Annotated in this window: 16 protein-coding genes; 1 reads left to right on the plus strand and 15 read right to left on the minus strand. The window is 43.9% G+C overall.

Annotation, left to right across the window (positions count from 1 at the left end; all coding sequences use genetic code 11):
• Positions 1-7 precede the first annotated feature (7 nt).
• The 9 genes from DESDE_RS12855 to glgB form a co-directional block, all read right to left on the minus strand.
• A complete protein-coding gene (locus tag DESDE_RS12855) occupies positions 8-208 on the minus strand; it encodes a hypothetical protein (protein ID WP_014794444.1) in 201 nt (66 codons plus the stop codon).
• Positions 209-521: 313 nt separating this feature from the next.
• Positions 522-2,030, minus strand: coding sequence for an L-lactate permease (locus DESDE_RS12860; RefSeq protein ID WP_014794445.1), 1,509 nt, complete (start codon positions 2,028-2,030; stop codon positions 522-524).
• A gap of 92 nt (positions 2,031-2,122) precedes the next feature.
• Positions 2,123-3,691, minus strand: a complete 1,569-nt coding sequence (locus DESDE_RS12865) for a glucose-6-phosphate isomerase (protein ID WP_174270174.1) — start codon at positions 3,689-3,691, stop codon at positions 2,123-2,125.
• Between the two features lie 301 nt (positions 3,692-3,992).
• A complete protein-coding gene (locus tag DESDE_RS12870; protein WP_041917398.1) occupies positions 3,993-7,493 on the minus strand; it encodes a bifunctional glycogen debranching protein GlgX/4-alpha-glucanotransferase in 3,501 nt (1,166 codons plus the stop codon).
• A gap of 10 nt (positions 7,494-7,503) precedes the next feature.
• Positions 7,504-8,907: a glycogen synthase GlgA gene (glgA, locus tag DESDE_RS12875; protein WP_014794448.1), complete on the minus strand. Its 1,404-nt coding sequence runs from the start codon at positions 8,905-8,907 to the stop codon at positions 7,504-7,506.
• A gap of 15 nt (positions 8,908-8,922) precedes the next feature.
• Positions 8,923-10,044 (minus strand): glucose-1-phosphate adenylyltransferase subunit GlgD, encoded by a 1,122-nt coding sequence (gene glgD / locus DESDE_RS12880; protein WP_014794449.1) that lies wholly within the window; start codon positions 10,042-10,044, stop codon positions 8,923-8,925.
• Between the two features lie 14 nt (positions 10,045-10,058).
• The gene (locus DESDE_RS12885) at positions 10,059-11,255 is read right to left on the minus strand and encodes a glucose-1-phosphate adenylyltransferase (protein ID WP_014794450.1); all 1,197 of its coding nucleotides are present in this window, start codon (positions 11,253-11,255) and stop codon (positions 10,059-10,061) included.
• 17 nt (positions 11,256-11,272) lie between these two features.
• Entirely contained in the window at positions 11,273-13,702 is a 2,430-nt protein-coding gene (locus DESDE_RS12890; protein ID WP_014794451.1) for a glycogen/starch/alpha-glucan phosphorylase, read from the minus strand.
• 58 nt (positions 13,703-13,760) lie between these two features.
• The gene (gene glgB / locus DESDE_RS12895) at positions 13,761-15,707 is read right to left on the minus strand and encodes a 1,4-alpha-glucan branching protein GlgB (protein WP_014794452.1); all 1,947 of its coding nucleotides are present in this window, start codon (positions 15,705-15,707) and stop codon (positions 13,761-13,763) included.
• 253 nt (positions 15,708-15,960) lie between these two features.
• Here glgB and DESDE_RS12900 point away from each other — a divergent pair, with 253 nt between their 5' ends.
• Positions 15,961-16,485: a CarD family transcriptional regulator gene (locus tag DESDE_RS12900; RefSeq protein ID WP_014794453.1), complete on the plus strand. Its 525-nt coding sequence runs from the start codon at positions 15,961-15,963 to the stop codon at positions 16,483-16,485.
• A gap of 95 nt (positions 16,486-16,580) precedes the next feature.
• On the opposite strand, the gene DESDE_RS12905 is transcribed toward DESDE_RS12900, so the two are convergent.
• From DESDE_RS12905 to DESDE_RS12930, 6 genes are all read right to left on the minus strand, one after another.
• Complete coding sequence (locus DESDE_RS12905; RefSeq protein ID WP_014794454.1) at positions 16,581-16,874, minus strand: Dabb family protein; 294 nt, start codon at positions 16,872-16,874, stop codon at positions 16,581-16,583.
• Positions 16,875-16,908: 34 nt separating this feature from the next.
• The gene (gene fosX, locus DESDE_RS12910; RefSeq protein ID WP_014794455.1) at positions 16,909-17,319 is read right to left on the minus strand and encodes a FosX/FosE/FosI family fosfomycin resistance hydrolase; all 411 of its coding nucleotides are present in this window, start codon (positions 17,317-17,319) and stop codon (positions 16,909-16,911) included.
• Positions 17,320-17,394: 75 nt separating this feature from the next.
• The gene (locus tag DESDE_RS12915) at positions 17,395-18,513 is read right to left on the minus strand and encodes a glycoside hydrolase family 113 (protein WP_014794456.1); all 1,119 of its coding nucleotides are present in this window, start codon (positions 18,511-18,513) and stop codon (positions 17,395-17,397) included.
• Between the two features lie 190 nt (positions 18,514-18,703).
• On the minus strand, positions 18,704-19,669 hold the full coding sequence (locus DESDE_RS12920; RefSeq protein WP_014794457.1) for a hypothetical protein: 966 nt from the start codon (positions 19,667-19,669) through the stop codon (positions 18,704-18,706).
• 264 nt (positions 19,670-19,933) lie between these two features.
• Positions 19,934-20,326: an ACT domain-containing protein gene (locus tag DESDE_RS12925; protein WP_014794458.1), complete on the minus strand. Its 393-nt coding sequence runs from the start codon at positions 20,324-20,326 to the stop codon at positions 19,934-19,936.
• A 117-nt stretch (positions 20,327-20,443) separates the two neighbouring features.
• Positions 20,444-21,091: a DUF975 family protein gene (locus DESDE_RS12930; RefSeq protein WP_014794459.1), complete on the minus strand. Its 648-nt coding sequence runs from the start codon at positions 21,089-21,091 to the stop codon at positions 20,444-20,446.
• Between the last annotated feature and the right edge of the window lie 266 nt (positions 21,092-21,357).

A 21,357-nucleotide genomic window follows, 5' to 3' on the forward strand; every position in this document is an offset into this window, starting at 1 on the left:
ACCCTCTTTAAGCCCATTGACTATAAGGCCCAATCTCTATCACGACAGAATGTCCGGATAAGCGAAGCTTAGAAAAACCATCAACAACGGCCTCCTGCTCCCTCAGCGTCATCCCCTGCAAAGCCTCGGAATTCAGGGTTCCAATCTCCTTCTTGTTCTGCCTTTGCACCAGATCATGGACAACTTTTGCCAATTGATCGAAATCCATATTTTCCTCATCCTCCCTCAAATGGTATTGTTTATCATTATAGATTAATGAATTTAATTAAACAAGTGGCTCCTCCCATCACCACCCCCAGTTTTTCTACTCTTCTCTTGTACAACCTATAGTTCTCGTTATTTCCCATAGCAACCTTTTTTTACATAATTCACATCAGTATAAATTACAGGTCTACCAATTATTTCCAGATATTTATTCCAGGGAACTTCTATTTGCATAAGCAAAAAAACATTCGAGCCATTCGCTCCAATGCCATAATCTGATATTTTTATGCTACCTAAAGTAATAGAATGCAAATTACCTATAAGAATAGAAAGCCTTGCAGTATTGCTAAAATGATCATATAAAAGAAAGCGGAACGGAAAATCAGCCCTGTCGCCGATATCCCTTCCTTGGCATCTTTGAAGCAAGTGGCGGAGGCTACGACGCAGCCATAGATCAGCGAGCTGATACCTCCAAACAATGAAGCGAAAAAAGGATAGAAACTGCCGGTCTGCATGTAGGCCAGACCCCGTATCGCATCAAGGCCTGCGTAGCGAGCTAAATAACTGGAACCGAACATTATAGCCAAAAAGAGGATGAGCATTTTTAGACTGGCCCAGGTTTGACGAAGGGACTCTCCCCATTGCCCGCCGTTTAGGCGTAAGACAAAGATGCCCGACAGGACAGCGGCAAGGATGATTCCTGAACCTACTGATGAGAGAAGATTAAGCGAAAAAACAGCGCTCATGGCATTCACACCGTCTCCTATCGGCGGAACATGAACCACACGGCCATTGAGAAAGGGAATTGCCAAAAAGATGCTGAAAACACCGTTAAGGAATCCTTTCACACCAGGTAAACTCCACAGACAAAGAACAATGCCCAAGATCCCCCAGGGCAGCCAAGCCCTGACAACTTCGGTCGCCGAATAAGAAGGTATTTCTTCAGAGTCACTTGTATAGCGCGGATTTTTTTGCGGTTTCCAAATAGCTAAAAAAAGCGCGGTCAGGATGAAACTGATCAAGCCGGCACCCATACGGGGAAGCCTACTATCGACAACACCCATATTGGCTTGGGCCAGCGCGAATTGACTCAGAGCAAGGGAAAAACCGGCAACAAGGGCAGCCGGGCAAAGGTCGAAGACATCTCTGAAAGTGCCCTTTTCCATAAACACGAAGACTGCTATCAGAAAGAACGGAACAAAAAGCGTAAATATCGGGAACAGATGATGAAGAAATGTGAAGAAGTCCGGCTCTGACCACAGAAAGACTGTCCTCGAGGTCATGCTACTCCAGGCAGTCGACGCCATATTGGCAATTAAGCAAAGGACTGCTGCCTGGACCGGGCGAAAGCCAAGGGTCACGAGCATAGCTCCGGCGGCTGCTATTGCTAAACCAAAGCCATCAATGCCATCGATAAAAGCTCCGAAGGAAAAGGCGATGAGTAAAACCTGCAAACGACGATCGGATACCAGGGAGATGAGCGAATCTTTGAAGATCTTGAGACCGCCTCCAGTTTGTGTGGTGTGATAGAAAAAGAACAATGCAAAAAAGGCCCACCCAAGCGGGAAAAGACCGGCGGCCGCACCGTAGAAAAATGCGCTGCCGGCTTGAAGCGCAGGCATTCCCATAATGAAAACGGCAATGACAAAAGAGGTTAAGGCTGAGACGAGGGCGGCATACGGAGCCATAATCCCAAGTACACGATCTCCGTCTTTATTTTTGTGAGGATGAAGAACGAGCAAGTAGAGAAGGATGATGCTGGGAAGTACCGCAACAACGGTTGACAAGGCAACATTATTCAATGGATTATAGTTGTGAAAAAACATGTTAACATCCTCCTTCTCCTTGCTTCTTATCCTAGCCTTTTTCTATGTAACATGCATTAGTATAAATTACAGTTACAGGTAATTCTTTTTTGTTAACCGCCCACAAAAAACCTGCTCTCCGGCAAAGGATGCCCCGGTTCCATATTCACCCCATGTTCAGGATTAATCGTTAAATGGAGTAAAATCTTGAAAACCATCTCCTGGTGTTCCTCTTCCTGGATTGCCAGAGCGATTTCATGGACAGAAAATTTCTCACTTGGATGGCTTTTTAAAAAATATACAATTCTGTTTTTTAATTGTATTGCCTGACCGGCTGCCTTTTTACCCATCTCCACAGCAGGTTGGTGATAGGCATTAATCCCTACTAAAAGCGCATAAATACTAACGGCCCGCTCAAATAGGGCAATTAATACTCCAATGGTGTAGGCGTTGATCTCTTTGACCGTGATGGTCATGGATTCACGCCCTTTTTGTGTTAGTGCTTCCCGTGTTCCCAAAAGGAAGGCCTGCAAATACTCTCCACTGGTGCTGTTTTCCTCCATATAAGCGGAGGGGCCTTGCCGATCCTTCAATACCTCTATAAAGGTCACAAAGAAATTATTGGGACCTTCCAGGAGCTGCTGTAGATAAGAATGCTGATCAGAGGACCCTTTATTGCCATAGACTGTAATCCCCTGATGGACCGTTTCTCCCTTGAGATTCTTCTCCTTGCCCAGAGATTCCATAATTAACTGTTGAAGATATTTAGTGAAAAGTTCGAGGCGGTCCTTATAGGGAAGCACTACCATTTGTTTTCCCCCATGACCTTGGGTGCTGTGATACCACATTAAAGCCAAAAGGGCTCCCGGGTTATTTAAAGTATCCGGGCGCCGTGTTCGCTTATCGCAATCCCTGGCCCCCTGCAAAAGGCCAGCCGTGTCAATTCCCTGCAAAGCAAGGGATAAGAGTCCCACTGCCGACAAAAGAGATGTCCTTCCCCCTACCCAATCCCACATGGGAAAGGCTCTCAGCCAGCCCTCCTTTTGGCTAAGCTTATCCAATTCACTCCCCCGTTGAGTGATAGCAACAGCATGACCCGGAAAAGACAGCCCCAGCTCCTCATAACGCTTCCTGACCTCAAGCATGCCATTCCGGGTTTCAATCGTACCACCGCTCTTGGAGATAATAATGCAGAGGGTGGCATTCAATTCCTCTCCAATATGGCTTAGTACCCGATCGATTCCATCGGGATCCCCATTGTCGATGAAGAAGGCCTTCATCTTATCCTGAGGAGAAGCCAGGGCATCGGCCACAAAGCGGGGCCCAAGAATCGATCCCCCGACTCCTACTAAAAGGATGTTGCGAAAGCTGCCCATATGAATCTGCTCCGCAAAGTCAAGGATCTCCCCCAGAGTCTCTTTAATATCCTGAGCAATTTCTTCGGAGGGAGCAAGATCCGGATTGCGAAGCCAATAATGTCCGACCATTCGTCCCTCGTCCGGGTTAGCCAAGGCGCCCTTTTCCATGAGCTGAAGCTGGTGATACACAGTCCCCATTGGCTCGGTCATTTCCGTTAAAAATTCCGGAGTAAAATTCATCCGGCTTATATCTAAAAGCAATTCCATCTCTTCATCATAATATAAATACTCCTTAAAGCGCTGCCAAGAAGTAATGATAACCAACTCCTCTATGTCTTTCTTCATAAGCTTTAGCTTGGTTTCCGATCAGGATGCTTATGCCGCCCAGACCCGAAAGTCAGCCCAAGGATTTTGATTTACAAAAGGGAGCGAATTTAAGCGAGCGGAAACAAAACTTCGCGAAAAGCACGTAGCGGAGTCGAGTTGGAAACAGGACGTTTCCAACCGCCCATTGAGCAGGAGCGATTTGGGCGGTGTCTCGACGGAGCGAAGAGCTTAAGCGTTAGTTTTGTCCGCGCAGCTTATTGAGCGACCGGTGTAAAACAAAATCCTGGAGAATCAGCTTTCAGGATAGCCGCCTATATTTTTCAGCCAAACCCCTTAACCAAGTACAAACATCCTGAGTTAAAGATTCACTTTCTACACGCCACTTCCAATTCCCTTTAATTGTGCCGGGAATGTTCATTCTCGCCTGAGAATCCAATTTAAGCACATCCTGAAGGGGAAGAATAACCCAGGCACTGTCCCCTCGATAAAGCTCCTCAATGGTTTTCTCCACTTGTTTCATAGCAGTCCTGTCGTCATATCCTTGAGATAAATACCATCCCAAAAGTGTATCGTTATCGTGGGTTCCGGAGTAATAAACGAAATCCCCTTTTTCCTCCATGGGGGAAAACTGAATCACTCTCGTCCCCGGAAATCCGCAAATAGCTCTAAGGGTATTCACTTCAGGAGTAATAGTCCCTAGATCCTCGGCGATAATGGGTAGAGGACCAAACTCACGGACCAGGCTTTCAAAAAAGCCTTTCCCCGGCCCTTTCAGCCAGCGACCTTCTTCAGCCGTCTCGGCCTGGGCAGGAACTTCCCAATACCCTTCAAAACCACGGAAATGGTCCAGCCTTAAGGCATCAAAACGATGCAGCCCTTGCCGGAAACGAAGCTTCCACCAGGCATAGTCAGCGGCCCGAAGGGTATCCCAATCATATAAAGGATTTCCCCAGCTCTGTCCCGTAGGACTGAAATAGTCGGGGGGCACCCCGGCAGTACCCAGGGGAGAATTTTGGGCATCCAGGGCAAAGTTCTCACGATGTGCCCAGGTATCACAACTGTCATAGGCCACAAACATGGGCAGATCGCCAATGATTTGTACCCCTTTGTCATGGGCATAATCTTTCAGCCTTTGCCACTGATAGGCGAAGGTATATTGAACAAAGAAGATATAGTTTATTTCCTCGGCATATTCTATAGCCAAGGCTTCCATGGCCTCAGGTTCCCGCACAAGGTATTTTCTTTCCCATTGGTTCCAAGCCTTACCGGAAAATTTAATCTTTAAGCACTTATAGAGCGCATAGTCCTTCAGCCATTCCTGATTGTCTTGGATAAACCGGTCATAACAATGAGGAGCTAAATAATCCTTATCCCCAGGTTTGTCGCCCACCACCTGATTGCTTGAGTCAAAAGGAGGATCGGGCAGTTTTTTCCTGAAACGTTCATAAGCTTTTCGCAGCAGCTTTTCTTTATAGCTTTCAACCCAGGCAAAGCTCTTACTTCCGGCTCCTTCGCCATATCTAGCCCATTCCCTGCGGGCTTCCTTCTCTGTCAGGAGCCCGGCCTGGATAAGAAAGTCAATACTAATGAGCAAAACATTACCGGCAAAGGCAGACTCACTTTGGTAAGGGGAATCTCCTAATCCTAGAGGATTCAAAGGCAGCACCTGCCAGAGGCTCTGACCTGCTTCAGCCAGGAAATCCACAAAATCATAGGCATCCCCTCCCAGGTCTCCGATGCCCCATGGAGATGGCAAGGAGGAGATATGCATAAGTATGCCGCAGGAACGGGTCATGATCTCCTGTTTAAAATAGTGGTTTTGAGCTTGATTCTGGCAGAAGAGAGCTTTTGCTGATAAAGGGGATAAGATAAGAGGAAAGAGTCCCAATCCATGCTCTTTTTGGTAGAGCATTTTCCCCTCAAAAATATCAATAACCTGCTGCACATCCTGCTCCAGCTTCAAGGTCACTTCTATAGACTCCCGAACATTTCGATTGACCAGGACAATAATCTCTTCCTTCTCCCCCTTCCTTTTCAAAGCATAAATATCTTTTCCCACTGACCAGGAATAAAACTCACCTTGGCGCAGCACCTCGTATTCCTGCCGATAACGAAGCACCCGCTTAACCCACCGGAGGATTTCCTGATCTTCCCTTTCCCAGGGATAAGTCCCCCGGTTGTAGGGGTCCGGGTAGCCTTCACATCCCGCTTCATCTCCATAATATAGGCAAGGAACACCGGGGAAACTCATTTGAATCAAGGTTAACAGCTTTAACCGCCGGACAGCCAAATACCGATCATCAGGAGACAAGCGATAATTCTCCTGTTCGACTACCGAGAGCCGCTCCGGCGGCGGGGCTTCCCCAAGCAGTGTCAGAATCCGGGCACGGTCATGGCTGCCGATTAAATTCATCTGCCCGAAAAAGTTTTCCCGCGGATAGTTTTCATAGAGATTCATGATCCTTTCATGCACCTGGCAGGCATCCATCTCCCCAAGGAAGTACTGGAGAAAGATCTGCCGAAAAGGATAATGGGTGGTTGCATCCAGTTCCGCCCCCCAAAAATACTGCCTGAGCTTTCCATAACTGAATTTATGGGTAGGATCCTCCCAGACTTCACCAATAAGCACCCCTTCAGGCTCTATGGCTTTCATAGCTTGCCGGAGCTCCTGGATGAATTCGTCAGGAAGCTCATCGGCCACATCCAGGCGCCAGCCTTTGATTCCCCGCTTCATCCAGGACTGCAGAACTCCCTGGGGCGAGTGAATGATAAACTCACGATAGGAGGGTTCCATCTCCTGAACTTCAGGGAGGGTTTTCACTCCCCACCAGCAGGAATACTCCTTTTCTTCTTTCCATTGATACCAGGAATAATAGGGAGAATCCGGGGATTGATAGGCACCTAAGCCGGGATACTTCCCATAGCGGTTAAAATAGATGCTGTCATCACCGGTGTGGCTGAACACCCCGTCCAGAATAATTGCCATACCTAAGCGTTGGGCCTCCAGGATTAACCTTATAAAGGTTTCCTCATCTCCATACATGGGATCGATGGTGAGATAATCTCCCGTATCATACTTATGATTACTGGAGGAATCAAAGATGGGATTCAAATAAAGAATAGTAACGCCTAATTCCTTAAGATAGGGAAGTTTTTTTATGATACCTAATAGGTTGCCGCCGAAAAAGTCCCAGCGCAGCACCGCACCCCTTTCATCCTTTATATAAAGGGGGGTATCATACCAGTCCCCGTGCAGCAAGGACTTAGGGCGGGGATTGAGGATTTTTCCTTGCTCCTCTCCGTTGAAGAAGCGATCCACATAGATCTGATAGATTATTCCCCGAGTATACCAGCTTGGCAATTTCATGGGCCGGTAGACTGTAATTTGATATCCGGGAGGTTCTTGGTGGCTGAGTTCACCGGTTCCTCCTAATTGTTGATGATTATTGCCATAAAAGTAAGTATCTTCACTTACCTTGAAAGCAAAGAAATACCAGATTACTCCTGGTTCAGGGGGAATACTATAATCCACCTCATAGACTACTCCTTCGCTCTCAACCATTCCCTGGGGATAGAATCGTGGTTCTATCCCCACTCTATTCAATGCCGGCCATTCTGCCCTGCTCATAGAGAGCCGGTGCTCCTTGCCCTGAATCCATAAACGCAAAAGGCACTCATCAACAGAACAGGCCTTCTGAATAAGCAGCCTTAAATGCAGAAGGCTGCCGCAGGGAACGGCCCCAAAGGGGCTGCGAAAGAATTCCTCGTGGGAATTATGATAAGCCAATACCACAGGCATCTCTCCCATTTTAGGATGAATAATACAAACTTTCGTATACCTCCCGGTATTGGGCCGCAGAGCGGTTCCAGCTAAAATCCGAATCTAATGCATTTTTCTGAAGTTTTTTCCAAGCCTCTTTTTGATTTTGAAAGATATCCACCGCCCTTTGAACTGCGTAAAGGAATTCGTGAGCATTATAATGAGCAAAGGTGAATCCATTCCCTTCCCCCGTGGTTAAGGAATAAGGCTTGACCGTATCTCTTAGCCCCCCTGTCTCCCTAACGATGGGAATCGTCCCATAGCTCATGGCCATCATCTGGGCTATGCCGCAAGGCTCAAACCGGGAAGGCATCAGGAAGATATCGGCACCGGCATAGATAGTATGGGCAAGCTCTTCCTGATAGCTCATGATCACCCTCAGCTTACCGGGGTATCCTTCCTCAAACCTCTTTATTCTCTCTTCATAATAAGAGTCCCCGGAGCCTAAGATGATGAGCCGGATATCCAGGGTGAGGATTTCATCCAGAACATGGAGAAGAATATCCAATCCCTTCTGTTCCACTAAGCGCGAGATCATACTGAGGATGGGTATTTCCTCACTGATCGCAAAACCCAGCTTATCCTGCAGCTTTATCTTGTCTTCTCTTTTACTTTCAAGGGTTGCAGGATACAGAGGTTGAGGAACTCCATTAAGTATCCCCAGCAGGGAATCTTTCCGTTCCTGAATGACTCCATGTAAACCCTCCCCAAAATAGGCATGCTGGATTTCCTGGGCATAGGTGGGACTAACGGTGGTCACCCGGTCACTGTACACTATCCCCGCCTTCATAAAATTGACTTCGTCATGAAATTCAAGCTTTGACGGAGATAAATACTCCCTGCCCAATCCCAGAACATCTTCCAGGGCCCCTTGGGGGAATATCCCTTGGTACTTTAAATTATGGATAGTGAATAAAGTCTTTATGTTGTAATAAAGAGTATCCTGAGCGTAAAAAGCTTTCAAAAAAAGAGGAATCAAGGCAGTATGCCAATCATGACAATGAATAATATCCGGTTTGAACCCAGGCAGATAGCGGATGCTTTCTAGGATGGCCCGGCTGAAATAGGCATATTGCTCTCCTTCATCCTCATTCCCATAGCATTTTGAACGCAGGAAATAGTACTCATTATCTATAAAATAGTAATGTATTCCTTCGTAAACCAGTTCTTCTAAGCCGCAATACTGATTTCTCCAGGCTAGAGAAACTTTGAACTCCTTAATCGGCTTCATCCCTTGACGATAAGCTTGAGGAATGCTGCTGTATTTGGGAAGGATGACCCGAATCTCAACCCCCTGCTCTTGAAGAGCTAAGGGAAGATATCCTCCTACTTCCCCAAGACCTCCCGTCTTCATAAAAGGATTGGCTTCCGTTATTGCAAAAAGAACCTTCATCTGCGCACCTCCCCCCTAGATGACGGCTTTCTTGGATATGACCATGGGTTTATTCGTCCGTCCTTGCAAAACACTCCCCTCGTTGACTTCCACGAACTTATCCATGATAAGATTCTCCAGTCGAGAATTTCTGCCAATCGTGCATTTTGACATAATGATGCAGTTTTGAACCTCACAACCTTCTTCGATCACAACACCTCGGGAAAGGATAGCATTGACCACTTTCCCTTCAATCGTGCATCCACTGGATATTAAAGAGTTTTCGACTTGAGCTCTTTTGCCAAATTTCGTTGGCGGATTATCTCGAATCTTGGTCCGAATGGGTCGATTTTTTCTAAAGAGATCTTGACGGATTTCTTCCTGCAGTAAGGCCATGTTATTAAGGAAATAATCCTTCACGGAACGGATCCGGCCCGCATACCCACCGAAGAAATAGCCTTGTATCGAAAGAGAGCCAAGGTGCTGGGCAATGACTTCGCTCAATTCTATGGTTTCAATGCTTCCATATCCTTCAATCATCTGAAGAAGGAGCTCACGCCGAATAATCAAGAGATCGATAAAGTATGGCCAGGGGCCCTCCAAGCCCGCCATGTCTTTGTTCTTAGTCATGGCCGTTACTTTTTCACTGGGTTTCATCTTTAAATAAATGATATCCTCCTCTTCCAGGGGCTGGACCGATTGATTATAGACTAAAGTAATATCAGCTTCTGCCCGTTCATGATGCTCTAAAATGGGCCGAAAATCCAGGTTAAATACTTGATCTGAACTGCTGATGATGACATTCTTCGCACAATCTTTCTCCAGAAAATCAATATTATTGGCGATATCCCTTAAGCTGAAGCGAATCGTGTGATGCCCTAAACTATGGATAACTCCCGGCAGGATAAACAGACCTCCCGATTTACGGTCCAAAGACCAGTCTTTACCGGCACCTAAATGATCCAACATGGGCCGATATTGCTGAGGGGTGATCAATCCTACAGTGCGGATTCCTGAGTTCACCATACTGGAAAGGGCGAAATCCAAAAGCCGGTAGCGCCCTCCAAAAGGAACCGCCGCAATGGGCCGGTCTTGGGCCAGCCCTTGTAAAACGCTGGAATTCATATTGCCAAAAATTATGCCGATAGCACTATTCACCTTGCCTCCTCCCTTCAAGAGATGGTTTTTATAACGTTTTTTCCTGCATTGATGACGGTACTCTCCTGGATCTGCAAATGATCTCCAATCACTGTAATACCTTCCTGGGGCGGATTCTCTTCAGCCTCATCCCCTATCCGGCAATGATTCCGGACGATGGCATTCTCTCCCAAAATAGTTTTCCACAGTCGGACATCCCCATGGACTTCTGAGTTGGGGAGTAAAATAGAATGTTCAATAACGCTTCCTTTCCCTACATAGACTCCTGAGGCAATGATGGAGTCATGAACTTCCCCCAGGATAGTGCAGCCGTTACCAATAAGGCTATGGTGTATCTTCGCCTGATCACCGATATACTGAGGGGCAAGAATTTCTTCATTGGAGAAAATCCGCCGCTTCAATTCGAAAAACATATCGTTCCTTTCTTCCCGCAGAACTTCCATATTGGCATTATAATAGCTCTCAATCGTCCCCACATCCCGCCAGTATCCTTGAAAGAGATAGGAGTAGAGCCGTTTTCCCTGTTGCAAAAGCCGGGGAAGCACATTCTTCCCAAAATCATGGTCCGATTGTCTGTCCTGCTCATCTTCAAGAAGAGCTTCCTTAAGAACATCCCAATTAAAGATATAAACTCCCATGGAGGCTAAATTACTTTCAGGGCGAGAGGGCTTTTCTGCGAACCGGGTAATCCGGCCCTCGCCATCCACCATCATGATGCCGAAACGAGAGGCTTCTTCCCACGGAACCGCAATGGTGGACAGGGTGACTTCCGCTTTCTTTTGTTTGTGGTAGGACAGCATCTCGTAATAATCCATTTGATAGATGTGGTCCCCGGAGAGAATCAGGATATATTCCGGATTATAGAAATTGATAAAATCCATATTCTGATAGATCGCATTGGCGGTTCCTTTATACCAGCTTCCTTGATTTTCGCCGACAAAAGGGGGGAGAATATGAACTCCCCCATTTAAACAATTTAAATCCCAGGCAGAGCCCACACTAATATAGGAATTCAGGACAAAGGGCTTATACTGGGTTAAAACCCCCACCGTGTCGATATTGGAGTTAGTGCAGTTACTGAGACTAAAGTCGATAATTCGGTATTTGCCGGCGAAAGACACCGCCGGCTTAGCGATATTACGGGTTAAGCATCCCAATCTGCTCCCCTGTCCCCCCGCCAGCAGCATAGCGATGCATTCCTTTGTTCTCATGATTCATCCCCCTTTCCTCATTCAATTCTCCGACAGCGTACCCGCCAAACCTGGTGGGCATATTCCCTTATGGTTCGGTCACTGGAGAAGATTCCTGACTCGGCAATATTGTGCAAAGAGGACTGCAACCACTTTTTTGGCAATTCATAACGGGCTGCGGCTTCCTCGAAGGTCCTTATATAGGATTCAAAATCTTTGAGGACATAGAATTCATCGTTATAGAGAAGCAAAGAATCATAAATGGCGCGAAATTCCTGGGCATTTTCCATAAAATGATGGGAATGCAATTGTTCAAGAATTTGCCTAAGGCGTGGATTGGTATGATATTCATCCCATGATTTATAGGTTCGGTTCCTATTGCTGGTGAGGACTTCGTCTGCGGTCAGTCCGAAGATAAAGATATGGTCATCTCCTACCGCTTCTCTTATCTCCACATTGGCTCCATCTAAGGTTCCTAAAGTAAGCGCTCCGTTCATCATAAATTTCATGTTCCCGGTACCGGAGGCTTCTTTACCGGCCGTTGAGATTTGCTCGCTGAGATCAGCCGCAGGATAGATTCTTTCTGCCAAAGATACATTGAAATTCTCCATAAAAATTACTTTCAGCTTATCTTGTATCCCGGGGTTCTTATTAACCTTTTCAGCTACGGAATGTATCAATTTAATGATACTTTTAGCATAGTGATAGCCGGGCGCCGCTTTGCCCCCGAAAATAAAGGTGTACCCCCCCTGAACTGCCTCAGGATCTATGAGCAGACGATTGTAGAGCTCCATGATCTTCAGAACATTGAGGAGCTGTCTCTTGTAGGCATGAATTCGCTTAACATGGACATCATAAAGGGAATGGGGGTCGATAAGAACTCCTTGCTCCTCTTGAATCATCTCCGCCAATCTTACTTTGTTTTGGTATTTCACCTGAGCCAATTGGTCGAGAAAGGAGCTATCTTCCCGAAAAGCATGAAGCTTTGCCAGTTGAGCGGCATTGGTCTTCCACCCTGGACCAATAGCCTCTGTAATCAGCTCGGAGAGAGCGGGATTGGCCGTTAAGAGGAAACGCCGATGATTTACTCCGTTGGTTAAATTGGTAAATTTATAGCCGAAGATCCGGTGAAAATCCTTGAAAACATGTTTTTTGAGAATCTCAGTATGAAGCTTAGCCACACCATTCACAGAATGACTGCCTATCATAGCCAGATTCGCCATGTAGATCTGCCCTTCTTTAATGATGGGGGTACTTTCAAATAATTCCTCGCTGTTAAAGAACCGCCTTAAGAGCTTCTCTTTGAAACGCCGGTCGATCTCCTCAATAATCATGGTGATTCTGGGCAGGAGATTCTTAAATAAATCCAAGGGCCATTTTTCTAAAGCTTCCGGCATAACGGTATGGTTGGTGTAGGAAATGGCATCCACGGTGATATTCCAGCTTTCTTCCCAATCCATTCCCTCCTCATCAAGGAGAATCCGGATTAATTCAGGAATGCAAAGGGCCGGGTGGGTATCATTAATATGGATGGACACCCCTTGGGAGAAATCCTTGAGAGAACCATGGCTCTTCTTGTAGCTGCGGACGATCGCTCCCAGTCCTGCTGCCACAAAAAAATACTCCTGCTTCAAGCGCAGCTCCCTTCCGGCCAGATTACTATCTTCAGGATAGAGTATGTAAGAAATAGCCTCCACTTCCGATTTATAACTTAAGGCTTGAGTGAAATTCCCTTGGTTAAATAAGGCTAAATCCAGCTCAGAGGATAAAGGCTCTGCGCTCCATAAGCGTAAATTATTGATCAGAAAAGGATTCTCATAGCTGAAGATGGGAATATCGTAGGGAACTGCCAGCACCGGTTCATAATTCTCATGATGGAACACCAGCCGGCCCTTAAGGTTTTCTGCACGAACATTCCCTTTGTACTTGACCACAATGGCTTTATCCGGTTTGCGCACTTCCCAGGGATAACCGTTCTTAAGCCAATGGTCCGCCACCTCGGTTTGATAGCCATTGACGATTTTCTGTTCAAAGAGCCCATATTTATAGCGAATTCCATTGCCATGCCCCGCTATGCCCAGGAAAGCCATCGAATCCAGAAAACAGGCCGCTAAACGTCCTAAGCCTCCATTCCCTAATCCTGCATCACTTTCCTGAGCCAAAAGGTCCCGGAGGTCAATATTCAGTTCCCCTAAACCTTCGGCGACGATATCCTGAATACCAATGTTAATGAGATAATTATGCAGCAATTTCCCGATCAGAAACTCCATGGAGAAATAATAGACTTGCTTGGAAGGCCGGTTTTCCGCGTAATTGGTGAAGGCGCGGCAAAGGCTGATCTCCTCTTTGAGCAGTACAACCAAGGTATGATATTTATCCCATAAAGTTCCTTCCTCAATGGGCTTTCCCTTAATTTCAGCAAATTTCTCCAAATAGGCATCTTTAAAACTGTTTTTGTCTGAGAACATCCTATTTTTCTCTCCTTCAAAACCGACGTATTACAATATCTATTCCTCATACCAATATTTATGCAAGTTCGGGCTTTAATATCATGGCACCCAGGGGGGGAACCTGAATTTCCAGGGAGAATTCCCGGCCGTGCCATGGGACTCTCTCTACTTTTAATAGCCCAGGATTAGTCCTATCCCCTCCACCGAAGTCAGCTGAGTCGGTGTTCAGTATTTCCCGATAGCCCAGAGCCTTTTCCACTCCGATCCGATGCCTTCCATAGCCATAGGGTTGAAAATTAATCAGAACCACCAGCCTGTCCTCAGAGGACTTTCCCTTGCGGCAAAACACAATAATCCCCTGTTCATGGTTATGGACATCGATCCATTCAAATCCGGACCAATCCTGATCAATTTCCCATAAAGCCTTTTCTTGCAAATACAGTGCATTTAATTGCTGAACGAAGAAATGGTACTTTCTATGCGTCTCATAATCCATGAGAAACCAGTCTAGTTCCCGATCTTCCCGCCACTCGATGAACTGAGCCATCTCGCCCCCCATAAAGAGCAGCTTTTTACCGGGGGAGGTGATGAAATAGGTGTATAAGCCCCTTAAGCCTGCGAACTTCTGTTCATAATCTCCCGGCATCTTATCCAATAGAGATTTCTTGCCATGGACCACCTCGTCATGGGATAAAGGGAGAATAAAGTTTTCGGTATAGGCATACATCATGGGAAAGGTTAAGAGCTGATGGAAGGACCTGCGCTCATGAAAGTCCAAATTTATATAGCGGAGGGTATCATTCATCCAGCCCATATTCCATTTGAAAGTGAACCCCAGCCCCTCTTGATCAAGAGGGCAGGTCACTCCCTGCCAATCCGTAGCTTCTTCGGCTATCATCAATACCTCGGGATAAAAACGGTTGACCGTTTCATTGAGCCGCTTTAAAAAGCCCACGGCCTCCAGATTTTCCCGCCCTCCATAAAGATTGGCCTGCCAGGACCCTCCTTCTTTCCCATAATCCAGATAAAGCATGCTGCTCACCCCATCCACCCGCAGACCATCCACATGAAAGACTTCCAGCCAGAAAACTGCATTGGATATGAGGAAGCTCCAGACTTCCGAGCGGGAATAATCAAATTTATAAGTCCCCCAATGCTCATGAACTTCTTTCTCATAGAGGGGACTTCCATCAAAATTGCCCAGACCGTGGGCATCCTTGCAGAAATGCCCCGGAACCCAGTCTAAAATCACACCGATTCCGGCTTGATGACATTGGTCGATCAGGAACATAAGATCATGAGGAGTGCCGTAGCGGCTGGTGCAGGAGTAAAATCCCGTTCCCTGATAGCCCCAGGAACCGTCGTAAGGATGCTCCATCAGGGGCAGAAGCTCCACATGAGTATAGCCCATGGATTTTACATACCGGATCAGCTCCGGAGTGAGCTGAGCATAATTAAGGAACCGCCCTTCTTCTGTTCTTTTCCATGAGCCCAGATGAATTTCGTAGATGGATAAAGGGGACACTTTCTGATTCCTGGTTTTGCGCTGATTCAGCCAGGTCTGATCTCCCCAGGAATAACCCTTCAGGGAGTAGATGACTGAAGCCGTGTGGGGCCGTACTTCCGAAAAAAAGGCATAAGGGTCTGCCTTCAGCACCCTTTCCTCTGAAGAGGTGAGGAGTTCATATTTGTAAATCTCCCCTTCTTCCAGGCCAGGGATAAAGCATGTCCAAATCCCGTGATCCCCCCATTTTTCCATAGGATGGTTCATTCCCCGCCAGCCGTTGAAATCTCCTACGACAGAGACCTTCTTAGCCTGGGGAGCCCATAAAGCAAAATGAGTTCCCCATCGCCCCTCATGTTTGACAAAATGAGCGCCAAACTTGCGGAAACTATGATAAAACTCACCGCAATTAAAAAGATACATCTCTTCTTGGGTGAGTATTGGACCAACCTTATGAACTTCCGACTCCTTCTTTATCTCTTGTAGCTGTGAGGTACTGAGTTTTTTTATCCAGGCCATAGAATAAAACTCCTTTGTCTTGAGATTGCACATAGTGTTAAATTCTATGACCCATCTCCTTCCCTTAGAACAGGCATCCAGGCATATTTTACTCAGATGGTGCTTACCGATCTACTTGGGAGCTTAGCAGCAGACAACAGAGATAAAAATATTGTATTGACATAGCATTATAGCTGTGATATCATAATAAATTTTACATCCAATGATTTTTGTGTTATAATTATTTTAAGGAAATTCTTTGGGGGGTGACTCGATGTTTCAAGTGGGCGATAAGGTTCTATATCCCATGTATGGAGCAGGAATAATCGATTCCATTGAAGAAAAAGAGGTCTTAGGTGTTAAAGGGCAGTATTACCTCCTGAACATTCCTCATGTCAATATGGAAATTATGATTCCAGTAGGCAAAGCTGAGGGTTTAGGTATACGCCAAGTGGTCAACAGCCAGGTCATCGATGATGTACTGCGCTTTTTCTTTGAAGGAGATACGGACCCCATCATGTTTGAAAGCAATAACCGTTTTTACCGTGATATCAACAAGAAGAAGATGAAGAGTGGAGATATCTATCAAGAGAGCGAAATCATACGCGATCTAACAAGAAAAGGCAATCTCCAAAAACTGGGTATGGAAGACAACAATATGCTACACACAGCCTTTCAGCTTGTAACCAGTGAAATCGTACAGGTGAAAGGCATAGAAATGGAAAAAGCTGTTGAAATACTCCAGAGTGTCATCGATCAGGCAAAAGACGAAAAAGAAAAGCAAGAAGCATTAGGTTAAGACCTTTCATGCGTTGCACATAAAAGAGAGCATCGCCAAGACTACTTTTGTAGAGTAGTCGGCGATGCTCCTTTTTCTTTAAGGTCTCTTTGACTTTACAGAATATAATCCACCACTGTGCGCTTTTCCCTGATCTCTTTCATAAACTCGCCTACCTTCACATGCTCAGGATGGCTTTGATAAGCGGCTAAGCCCGCTTCATCATCAAATTCCGAATAAAGCACCACATCATAAGCGGTATCCGATCCATTGATGTTGATTCCAACCTCGGCTTTTTTCAGTTCGGGAATCTTCCCGACTAAACCTTCCAGAAGTTCTTTAACAGTGAGTGCATTTTGCTCTTTCTGCTCACCTTCTTTTAACTTCCACATCACGATATGCTTTAACATAAAAAACTGTCCCCCTTAGTGGCATGTTATCTAATTATTGAGCAATGCTTTTATATGTAGCTAATCTATCGGAAAGAGTACCTGTGTGAAGTTCAAAAAGGTGATTATCATAATCATAAAAATATATCGATTGGCCTTCACCCTTAACCCTTGGTCTAGGGTTCTTTATTTCTAATCCCAAAGCTCGAATTCTTGATTCAAAAATGCTAAATTCATCATCATTGATCTTGAATGCAACATGGTTATAAGTTCGTTCAGATAACGATTCCCCTTCCATTATTGATATCCATAGGCTGTTCATCAAAAAGAACTTTTCCCTTGATAAAGAATACACATCCTCACCGCTAGAATAAACCTCTTGAGCATCGAAGATAAATCGAAAAAACTCTGATGCACGTTCAATATCTTTAACTATGAAAGTCAAATGGCTGATTCCTTCAATCATGATCGCTCTCTCCAAAATCTTTTTAAATAGTGTTTTCCAATATTCACTTATCGATCCCGCCATGGATGGTTATATTCATTTATACCAACTATTAATCACTCTAATACTCTGATGACTTGGATAATAATTTTTAAACTCATCCTTTTTACCAATTGCGAAAACTGAAAAACCTAAGTTCCAACTTTCTTTTTCGAACACCTCTTTATAGGCTTGAAATCCATTCGCCTGTTCCAGTTCATTAGGTATGGCAGAAGGCTCCGGATCCCATGGATGAACCGCAGCCTTGTTCCTTTTGGGAAAACCTAATTCACCAAAAAATACTGGCTTATTCCATTCGGAAGATAAGTTCTTTAATTCCTCATAAACATTCTGATGTCTAGAGTGAATTTGGGTACTATAAAGCGAATTTACCAGACTCTCTACAGTATTCGTTTCTTGATCGGTGAGTTCAAAGTATGCTGCGACCGAAATAAAATCCACTTCTGCCAGTAAAGGGTTATTTAGCTTCGCAGTATAAGTGTCATGGAGACCGTCTTTTTCTGTGTTCCATTCCGCTGTATACCACCAATTCGTTTTATAAGTTATTCTTCCCCGATAGTTTTCACGCACAAAATTTGCGACATCAATCCAAAGCGCATATTCCTTTTCAAACTTGTCAAAATTTGACCCTATACATAAGGCGTAAACTTTGTAAGGTTTTGCGATATCCCGAATTATGGGGTGGAGTATTTCCTCTTTCCAATTCCTGAACCACTCATTTTTATCCTGTGGATCTAATTGTGTTTCATAAAGTTCTCCGTTGCTAATGTATGGGTATGGTTCTAAGATTACATTAATCCCCTGATACCTTAGCTTTTTGATGAGCTGAATTGCTTTCTTCTTGCTCTCTATATTTAATGTCGCTGTATTGGCTGTCAAGGATGGAATATCAATTTGAACCGGTACATTAACAGTGTTTAAACCGAGATTTTCAATATCTATCAATGTCTGTTCCAGAGAGTAATCTACAGATAGATTCCCCGATTTTATTTTTTCACCCCAGGGTGTGATAATTCTTTTCTTTTCATATTGTTTACTAATATAAACCACATCGATCAGAACTACCTTGACGAGAATTACCAACATGATTAATGATATGAAAGCAAGGTGTTTTACCCTATGCCTTTTCAAATGAGTCGAAAACCCTTTGAACATTCCCAATCCTCCATTATTCCAGTGCTAAAAATGTTATACCTTTATAGGCAGGGTCTTCGATTTCAATCTTTAATCGCTGATTTTACGGAAAGTTGAATGGTGATATTACCTACGTATAAAATTCCTCTTCTGTCATAAAGAGTTTCATTGTTGCAACAGAAATGCTTCTATATATAATTATTTTAACTCTTTAATCAATCCAAATAGACTTAATAACGCTGTTTTGATTCAATTCTTCAGTATCTATAAAAAACTCCAACATATGCCCTTCTTCTAGGATAAATGTGTAGCCAGGATACTGGTATTCTAATTCCCGATTATCTAACGACTTATATTTCGATGTATAATAGTTCAATACTTTGATAGCATTATCGCCAACCTTATATCCATCTTTTAAGGGGAACTCAGGAGAAGACGTCCTCAAAAGACCGATATGGTTGGTATATTCTACAAAAGCATCTAGAGTTTGAATATCAGAGAATGGCCTTTCGATTGGCTCAATAACTATGTCTTTAGACTGATTATCCGGGAATTCATAAATTCTGCCGTTTTCATAAATAAGATAATAATCCCGATCAAGCAAACCTATAATTTTTTCTATTCTGTCACCTACTCTGAATCCTCTTAAGGTTTCGATTCCGCTCCCATAATCACGAGTATAATTTTTGTCTTTTTCATCAATTGTTATTAGTTCAGTACTGTTTGCATATCCACTGATGCCCCTAGCGTTATCTAAAACAAGACACCAGGTTCCCTCATGGTATCCTTCCTCATTTTGCGTACTAACCTCATTGATCAATTCAACAACATCCGGGTTCCAATCCTTATAAACAAAAGGAGCTTTGGAGCTTGGATATATGCGTAAAGGTTCTTCTCCTACATAGCGTCTCAGTCCACTGGCAACAGGATATTTCATACCACTATACCTTTGTATGAATGAGTATTCCCCTTGAACGCTCTCACTTACCTTCCCATTGGTGGCAATACTACCTTTAGTAAGTATTTCCCATTCTTCTTTCAATTGTTGATGTTCTACACTGAGGTTATTGTAATCAAAAAATAATTTTTGATATTTTATATACTGGTTGGTGAAAGCAATTAACAAAACAATACCAAAGAAGCTAATGACTATTAAAGACACCCTTGCTCTTGACATTGATTGTTTCCCCTCTCTTTTATTCTATCTCTACCCATAAAAGCTAAGAAATTAATTTTATGACCTCATAATAGTACTCCGAAATGCCATTTACATAACGTACTGGGCATTCACGAAGCGTCCCAACCACATTTATCATCCTCTAGTGTCGGCAATTACCTGTTGTCTACAATGCGGACGCCCCAGATAAAGCACAATAGAATACCCCTCCATTAAACCTGTACTTTTCTATTCTTTGATTCAAGTACTTAAAGGATATACGTACTATTGTCCATTTATGGATACATGATGGCCCTCTAATCTTAATGCTTCAATTGCCCTATCCAATTCTTCTTCCTTAATCAATATATAATCGGTGTCATATGTTGAAATCGCAAATATACTGATGCCTTGACTTGCCAATGTTCCACTTAGCAATGAGAGAATTCCTACTAGAGAAAAATCTAATACTTCATCAATTTTGAAATATCGCCAACCTCGTTCGCACTTAACATCTTCAGGGATGTTTTTTTGACAACAAACGATTGATAATTCTTCAGGAGTTCTAGTTATAGTTAAAAAATCACCTTCTGCCCAGTCTGGCACCCGAGCACTTTTATCTAATCTACAAACACTTAAAATTTCTTCAAATACTTTAATGGTTAACCGCTTTTCCAATAGTAAACTCCCACCTTTTCTTTTTTTAGGCTACTCTGCACACTCCTAAATTACAACTAAAATAAGCTTTCCGTCCGCATTGTAGATAAAGCTAGATTTTCTATTGAATTAACTTGCCTAATAAGCATTATCTTTTACGTCTTCATAGAAATTTGCTAAGGTTGCATTATAATAAGGCATCGCATAGAGAAAACCTATGCCAAGTGTGAAAATCCCAAGTAAAAACCAACCTATAAAGCTTAACCATAGGAAAAATAATCTCTCCTTATGTCCATACATCATTTTTTTGCTCAAGTCTATAGCTTCCAATGGCTTAAGATCGGGGTTATCATTCATTATGTAATAGGCCATAGAATATCTTAAAACAGCAATAATCCCTGGAATTATGAGAAGCAAAAACCAGAGGGTAGTAAAAAGTATAATAAAGAAGTTCATTACAAAATTTTTTAAAAAATAGTGAAAACCGCTAAATAATTCACTAAATGTAGACTCTTGATCTCTTGCTAATTTCAAAAAGAAAGACGCTAATCCAAAATTTATTGGCCCGCCAATAATGAATGCAATCAAAGAGAACATAGCATTTGAGTGATTTACAGTTTTTACAAACTCTCCATTACGCCATACATATTCAACAGTTTCTCTGCCGCTATTTCCTGTGAAAGCATCGGTTAACATCCAGGCAACAACGGAGACGATAATTGCTATAAGCCATTTCTCTTTTAAATTTTCCCGAGCTAAAGTTTTGAGTTCTGCATTACTTTTCATTTAATCTCCTCCAACCTTAGTTACTTAACAAATATCATCATCTCAATGCAAAGATATACTGCCCACGCAGAATATTATACCTGTGATTAAATGTTAAATTCGTGCCATATCGCATTACGTTTTGAGGGTTTGCAACGTCGGGTTATTATCTTTAATGTTCTACCCCAATGTCGCAAACCCTCTGTTATCCAATGCTGTACGCCCCCGAATTCAGAGGGCGCCATGGACGGCGGCCCCTTGAACCTCCGTGTCTTTTACTACGTAAT

This window comes from Desulfitobacterium dehalogenans ATCC 51507 (assembly GCF_000243155.2).
GTDB lineage: Bacteria > Bacillota > Desulfitobacteriia > Desulfitobacteriales > Desulfitobacteriaceae > Desulfitobacterium > Desulfitobacterium dehalogenans.

Coding starts and splice junctions, on each gene's coding strand:
- DESDE_RS12930 (WP_014794459.1), bottom strand. CDS start 21,091: ATGAAAAGTAATGCAGAACTCAAAACTTTAGCTCGGGAAAATTTAAAA.
- DESDE_RS12920 (WP_014794457.1), bottom strand. CDS start 19,669: ATGTCAAGAGCAAGGGTGTCTTTAATAGTCATTAGCTTCTTTGGTATT.
- glgB (WP_014794452.1), bottom strand. CDS start 15,707: ATGGCCTGGATAAAAAAACTCAGTACCTCACAGCTACAAGAGATAAAG.
- DESDE_RS12900 (WP_014794453.1), top strand. CDS start 15,961: ATGTTTCAAGTGGGCGATAAGGTTCTATATCCCATGTATGGAGCAGGA.
- glgA (WP_014794448.1), bottom strand. CDS start 8,907: ATGAAGGTTCTTTTTGCAATAACGGAAGCCAATCCTTTTATGAAGACG.
- DESDE_RS12870 (WP_041917398.1), bottom strand. CDS start 7,493: ATGCCTGTGGTATTGGCTTATCATAATTCCCACGAGGAATTCTTTCGC.
- DESDE_RS12860 (WP_014794445.1), bottom strand. CDS start 2,030: ATGTTTTTTCACAACTATAATCCATTGAATAATGTTGCCTTGTCAACC.
- fosX (WP_014794455.1), bottom strand. CDS start 17,319: ATGATTGAAGGAATCAGCCATTTGACTTTCATAGTTAAAGATATTGAA.
- DESDE_RS12890 (WP_014794451.1), bottom strand. CDS start 13,702: ATGTTCTCAGACAAAAACAGTTTTAAAGATGCCTATTTGGAGAAATTT.
- DESDE_RS12905 (WP_014794454.1), bottom strand. CDS start 16,874: ATGTTAAAGCATATCGTGATGTGGAAGTTAAAAGAAGGTGAGCAGAAA.
- DESDE_RS12885 (WP_014794450.1), bottom strand. CDS start 11,255: ATGAGAACAAAGGAATGCATCGCTATGCTGCTGGCGGGGGGACAGGGG.
- DESDE_RS12915 (WP_014794456.1), bottom strand. CDS start 18,513: ATGTTCAAAGGGTTTTCGACTCATTTGAAAAGGCATAGGGTAAAACAC.
- DESDE_RS12855 (WP_014794444.1), bottom strand. CDS start 208: ATGGATTTCGATCAATTGGCAAAAGTTGTCCATGATCTGGTGCAAAGG.